The sequence below is a fragment of the Arthrobacter sp. H41 genome, from assembly GCF_000520535.1.
In the GTDB taxonomy this organism is placed as follows: domain Bacteria; phylum Actinomycetota; class Actinomycetes; order Actinomycetales; family Micrococcaceae; genus Arthrobacter_D.
Map to the genome: position 1 here is coordinate 46,630 of NZ_KI914830.1, position 6,158 is coordinate 52,787.

At 66.1% G+C, this 6,158-nt stretch carries 7 protein-coding genes; all 7 read left to right on the top strand.

Features of this window, described 5'->3' with window-relative positions; translation table 11 throughout:
• Positions 1 to 2 precede the first annotated feature (2 nt).
• Positions 3 to 206, top strand: coding sequence for a ubiquitin-like protein Pup (locus Y705_RS0114765; protein WP_026533414.1), 204 nt, complete (start codon positions 3 to 5; stop codon positions 204 to 206).
• Positions 207 to 209: 3 nt separating this feature from the next.
• On the top strand, positions 210 to 1,040 hold the full coding sequence (gene prcB, locus Y705_RS0114770; protein WP_049822839.1) for a proteasome subunit beta: 831 nt from the start codon (positions 210 to 212) through the stop codon (positions 1,038 to 1,040).
• Positions 1,041 to 1,042: 2 nt separating this feature from the next.
• Complete coding sequence (prcA, locus tag Y705_RS0114775) at positions 1,043 to 1,768, top strand: proteasome subunit alpha (protein ID WP_026533416.1); 726 nt, start codon at positions 1,043 to 1,045, stop codon at positions 1,766 to 1,768.
• A complete protein-coding gene (pafA, locus tag Y705_RS0114780) occupies positions 1,768 to 3,129 on the top strand; it encodes a Pup--protein ligase (protein ID WP_026533417.1) in 1,362 nt (453 codons plus the stop codon). The genes prcA and pafA overlap by 1 nt, the downstream gene beginning before the upstream one ends.
• A gap of 115 nt (positions 3,130 to 3,244) precedes the next feature.
• Positions 3,245 to 4,186: an FKBP-type peptidyl-prolyl cis-trans isomerase gene (locus Y705_RS0114785; RefSeq protein ID WP_026533418.1), complete on the top strand. Its 942-nt coding sequence runs from the start codon at positions 3,245 to 3,247 to the stop codon at positions 4,184 to 4,186.
• A 30-nt stretch (positions 4,187 to 4,216) separates the two neighbouring features.
• Positions 4,217 to 4,612, top strand: coding sequence for an FKBP-type peptidyl-prolyl cis-trans isomerase (locus tag Y705_RS0114790; RefSeq protein ID WP_026533419.1), 396 nt, complete (start codon positions 4,217 to 4,219; stop codon positions 4,610 to 4,612).
• Positions 4,613 to 4,622: 10 nt separating this feature from the next.
• The coding region (locus Y705_RS0114795; RefSeq protein WP_026533420.1) for a WYL domain-containing protein at positions 4,623 to 6,158 on the top strand (1,536 nt) is incomplete at its 3' end.

A 6,158-nucleotide genomic window follows, 5' to 3' on the forward strand; every position in this document is an offset into this window, starting at 1 on the left:
TCATGGCGACACAGGACCACAAAAACACCGGCGCGCAGCCTGAGGAACAGGAGGACGCCCAGCCGGAGCCCCTGCCCGCTCCCGCCGGCGCGCAGGAAAGCGCCGATACCCAGGGTGTCGATGACCTGCTGGACGAAATCGACGGAGTACTCGAGTCCAATGCGGAGGAGTTCGTACGGGGTTTCGTGCAAAAGGGCGGCCAGTAACGGATGATCCCGGAAGACGCAGCAGCAATCGTTTCCCGCGCCGCCTCGACGTCGTTCGCCGAGCATCTTGGACGCGACCACCCCGAGCTGCTGCCCTCCAACCGCAGCACCGGAATCATCGCGCCGGCTGCCGGGAGCGCCGCCGGACTTGCCCCGCACGCCACCACGATCGTCTCGCTGACCTTCTCCGGCGGCGTCCTGATGGCGGGGGACCGTCGCGCGACCATGGGCAACATCATCGCGAGCCGGCATATCGAGAAGGTTTTCCCCGGTGACCTGTTCTCGGTCCTGGGCATCGCCGGAAGCGCCGGAATCGGCCTTGACCTCACCCGACTGTTCCAGGTGGAGCTGGAGCACTACGAGAAGATCGAGGGCACCCGGATGAGCCTCGACGGCAAGGCGAACCGGCTGGCAGCCATGGTGCGGCAGAATCTTCCCATGGCGCTGCAGGGCCTGGCCGTCGTGCCCCTCCTCGCCGGCTTCGACACCGAACGCAGGGAAGGAAGGCTTTTCTCCTTCGACGTGACCGGCGGCCGGTACGAGGAACAGGAACACCACAGCATCGGATCGGGTTCCGTGTTTGCGCGGGGCGCCCTGAAGAAGCTGTGGAAACCCAACCTGGATGAGTCGACTGCCGTTCAGGTCGCCGTCGAATCGCTGTATGACGCGGCCGATGACGACTCAGCGACCGGCGGGCCCGACGTCGTCCGTCAGCTCTGGCCCGTGATCTATACCGTGAACAGCGCGGGAGCGCGCAGGGTACCGGAGCGTGAGCTCGAGGAGGCCGCGCTGGGAATCATCGGTCGCAGGTCGGTCGCAGGAAGGGAAGCGTAGCCATGACGCAGCAGTTCTACGTCTCGCCCGAACAGCTGATGAAGGACCGGGCCGATTTCGCCCGGAAGGGAATCGGCAGGGGCCGGTCGGTCATCGTCCTGGCCTGCCGCGACGGCATAGCGCTCGTGGCCGAGAACCCGTCGCCGTCCCTGCACAAGCTGGGCGAGATCTACGACCGCATCGCCTTCGCCGCGGTGGGGAAGTACAACGAGTTCGAGAGCCTGCGCCAGGCTGGAGTGCGGTACGCCGATGTGCGGGGCTACTCCTATGCACGCGAGGACGTCACGGCGAGGGGCCTGGCAAGTGTCTATGCCCAGAGCCTCGGGGCCGTCTTCACTGCCGAGAGCAAACCCTTCGAGGTCGAACTCGTCGTCGCGGAAGTGGGGGAGACACCCGCCGAAGACCATCTCTACCGGCTCACCTTCGACGGCTCGATCGCCGACGAGACCGGCCTGGTGGTCATCGGCGGCGCAGCCGACGCCGTGGTCAGTGCGCTACGGGACAGCTGGTCCAGGGACCTCACCTTCCCGGAAGCGATCCGGGCGGGTGTCGCCTCCCTCCAGAACGACGGCGCCGCAGGCCAGCCGCCGCACCGGCTCACCCCGGACGTGCTCGAGGTTGCGGTGCTCGACAGGCAACCCGGGACAACACGCGGAAGCCGCCGCGCTTTCCGGCGGCTCGCCGCTCCCGAGCTCGAGAGCATCCTGACGGACGGCGGGGACACCTGATGGACCGGCGCATCTTCGGCATCGAAACCGAGTTCGGCATCTCCTACTCCGGCCCGAACTCCCGCCCACTCTCGCCGGAGGAAGTGGCCCGGTACCTCTTCCGCAAGGTGGTCAGCTGGGGCCGATCCTCGAACGTCTTCCTGACCAACGGTTCACGGCTGTACCTCGACGTCGGCTCCCACCCGGAGTATGCGACGGCGGAGTGCGACGACCTGGCGCAGCTGATCACCCACGATCGCGCCGGCGAGCTGATCCTCGAGGATCTGGTGGCGGAGGCGCAGCGCAAGCTGGCCCAGGAAGGCTACGACGGCAGCATCTATCTCTTCAAGAACAACACCGACTCGGCCGGCAACTCCTACGGCAGCCATGAGAACTACCTGATCCCCCGAAAACTCGAATTCGCCCGGCTCGCCGACATCCTCATTCCGTTCCTCGTGACGCGGCAGCTGCTGGTCGGTGCAGGAAAGGTCCTCAAGACCCAGACGGGATCGATCTACGCGTTCTCCCAGCGCGCGGACCACCTGTGGGAGGGCATCTCCTCCGCCACGACGCGCTCACGGCCCATCATCAATACCCGCGACGAACCACATGCCGACGCCGAGCACTACCGCAGGCTCCATGTGATCGCGGGGGATTCCAACATGTCCGAGACCACCACCCTGCTCAAGGTCGGCTCGGTGGACCTGATCCTCCGCATGGTCGAGGCCGGCGTCATCATGCGCGACTTCCGGCTCGAGAACCCGATCCGCAACATCCGCGAAATTTCCCACGACCTCACCGGCTCCCAGCTTCTGAAGCTCGCCAACGGCCGGCAGGTTTCCGCCCTGGACATGCAGCGCGAGTACCTCGACCGGGTGCGGAGGTTCGTCGATGATCACGGGGCGCACCACGCGCACGTGCCGCTGGTCCTCGACCTGTGGGAGCGGACGCTCGACGCCGTCGAACGGCAGGACACCTCGCGCATCGACACCGAGATCGACTGGGCCATCAAGAAGAAGCTGCTGGACCGTTACCTGGGCCGCTCGGGCCTCGGTCTGGACTCGGCGCGCGCCGCCCAGATCGACCTGACCTATCACGACATCTCCCGGGCCCGGGGTCTTTTCTTCCTCCTGCAGGCTCGGGGGGAGGCCGCCCGGGTGGTCGATGACACAGCGGTGAAGGAAGCCGTCGACGTTCCGCCCCAAACCACGAGGGCGCGCCTCCGCGGCGAATTCGTGCGCCGCGCGAAGGAAGCGAACCGGGACTACACCGTGGACTGGGTCCATCTGAAACTCAACGACCGCGCGCAGCAGACGATCCTCTGCAAGGATCCTTTCGCCGCTGTCGACGAGCGTGTGGAGGCGCTCCTGCGCCAGCTGTAACAGAGTGGAAAATCGGCCTGCGGGGAGAAAGTCTCAATGCACACCCGTTAGGCTTGATGGGCCGGACCACTTGTGCCCCGTCTGGACGACCGAAACCATCTTTGAAAGAAGTTCTGTGCGAAAAGTACTTGCAACCCTCCTCCTGTTGCTGCTGGTGCTCACCGCCTGCGGCGGAACCACGTCCGGCCGGACTGCCGGCGACTCCGGGATCCTCGACTCGGTCGAGGTCAGCGGAGGCAGCGACGAGGAAGCGCCGACCGTCGAATTCGATACTCCCCTCGACGTCACGGAAACAGCCGTGAAAACCGTGGTCGAAGGGGACGGCGACGAGATCAAGGCGAATCAGCAGATCACTTTCCACGCGGTGTTCCTGAACACCGAGGACGGCACCGTGGTCGGTGACACCTACTCCGGAGGTGAGCCGCAGCCCCTCGCCGTCGACGACCTGCTCAAGGAGCAGGACGCCGAACTGTACGACGTCCTGGTGGGCACGAAGGTCGGCGCCCAGGTTGCCTACACCCGCCCCATGGAGACTGTCGAAGGACAGCCCGAGGGGTCCGCCGACCAGCAGCTCATCGTGCTGAAGGTATTGTCCGCCGCGGACCTTCCCCCGGAGCCCGAAGTACTCGCTCCCGAGGAGGTCCAGAAGCTCGAGGAGGAAGGCAAGCTTCCCACTTTCACCTTCGGCGAGGACGGCGCCCCGCAGATCACCATTCCGGACAACGAGCCCTCCGAGGACCTCGTCGTCCAGGTGCTCGAGGAGGGCACCGGCGAAGTGGTGACCGAGGCCGACACCATCACCGCCAACTACAGCGGCTGGCGATGGGAGGACGGCGAGAACTTCGACTCGAGCTACTCCCGCGGCGAGCCCACCGAGTTCCCGCTGACGGGTGTGATCCGCGGCTGGACCGAGGGACTGTCCGGCCTGAAGGTCGGGTCCAAGGTCATGCTCGAGATCCCCGCAGCCTGGGCCTACGGAGATCCCGCGCAGCAGGGCGCTCCGGCGGGAGCACTGGTGTTCTACGTGGAGATCACCGGCAAGAAAGCCGCCCAGTAGCCTGCACCCCCTACTACACCAAGGAGAACCATGTCATTCGGACAACGCGAATTCGACCGTCAGAAGCCCGAGGTAGATTTCCCCGAGCACGCAGCACCCACCGAGCTGATGATCGACGACCTCATCGAGGGTAACGGCCAGGAGGTGAAGACAGGGAACACCGTGTCGGCACACTATGTGGGCGTCGCCTTCTCGACGGGCGAGGAATTCGACGCGTCCTGGAACCGCGGCGCACCCCTCGACTTCCGCGTGGGAGTGGGTCAGGTGATCCAGGGCTGGGACCAGGGCCTGCTCGGGATGAAGGTCGGAGGACGACGCCGGCTGGAAATCCCGTCCGAGCTCGCCTACGGAGCGAGCGGCGCAGGATCAGCCATCGCGCCGAACGAATCATTGATCTTCGTGGTGGACCTCCTGGCAGTTCGATAGTCCGGCTCCGGTGTCAGCGAAACGCACCGAACGGCTCCTCACGCTGGTGATCCTGCTGCTTTCGAGCAGGAGGGGATTCACCAAGGAGGAACTGTTCGAGGAGATCGAGCTGTACGGTGAAGCGTCGACCAGCGCCGCACGGGAGAAGCTGTTCGATCGGGACAAGGCAATGCTGCGCGAACAGGGCATTCCGCTCGAGGCGTTCGGCGAGGATCCGTTGTTCGAGAACGACAACACCGTGCAGCGCTACCGGATCAATGCCGAGGACTACCGTCTGGCGGGCGTGAACTTCACCCCGGAGGAATACGCGGTCCTCAGCATGGCCGCCAGTCTCTGGGACCAGGGAGCGCTCGACTCCGCCGCATCCCGTGCGATGCGCAAGCTCAGCACCAGGAGCGGCGATGCCGACGTCCCGTCACGCCTTCCGGTGCAGCCCCGCATTCCCACCAACGAGCCCTACTGGGACGAGGTGTGGCGTGCAATGTCGAAAAGGAAGCTGCTGCGGTTCACCTACCGGGCTGCGAGCACCGGCCGGGAGGAAGAGCGAACGCTCCAGCCGTGGGGGATGGGGGCGCGTTTCGGACACTGGTACGTGGTGGGTCATGACACCGCCCGGCAGGCGACGCGGTTCTTCCGGTTGTCGCGCATCACCTCCGCCCCACGGCTCCTCGAGACCGGTTTCGCTGTTCCCGAGTCCTTCGACATGAACAGGGCCCTGGGCTCGCTTCGGCGAAGCGAGCCGGACCACACGGCGAGGATCGCTGTCCGCACCGGGTCCTCCAACGCGCTCCGGGTGCGGAAGGGCACTGCAATCCTCTCCACGGGGGAGGAGTGGGACCAGCTCGAGGTGAAGTACTCGAGCGCCCAGGTCCTTGCCCGGGAGGTTGCGGTCTTCGGGCCGAACGCGCGGGTGGAGCAGCCCTCCGAACTCGCCGCCGAAGTCAACGCACTCCTGCGGAGCGCCCTCGAGGCATCGATCGGCGCCCCCGACGACGTCGTGCTCTCCGACACGCCGGTGCCCACCCCGCGCCGGCAGTCCTCGGCGCAGGATCACCTCCTGCGCCTCCTCGATCTGGTGCCGTACCTCCTCGCGCATCCCGGCGCGGAGCTGACGACGACGGCCAGCCGCTTCAAGGTGAGCGCAGACCAGTTGACACGGGACCTCGACCTGCTCTTCGTCAGCGGTCCGCGGCACTATCCGGATGGACTGATCGACGTCAATATCGAGGACGGCCGGATCTACCTGACGAATGCCCAGAACCTCGCGGAACCGGTGAAACTGAGCATGGATGAGGCGTGTGCGCTGATCGTCGGACTGCAGGCCCTGCGCGACCTCTCCGGCGCGAGGACCACCGAGGCTCTGCTCGGCGCCCAGGCCAAGCTCGCGGCGGCGGCAGGTGACGCTGCCCGGATCGGCAGCGCCGTCGCCACGAAGCTCACCGAAGAGGATATCGATCCGGCCCTCGAGGCACTGCAGGACGCCCTGGCCTCCGGCGTCCGGGCGGAAATCACCTACCTGGTCCCGGCGCGGGACGAGATCTCCTCA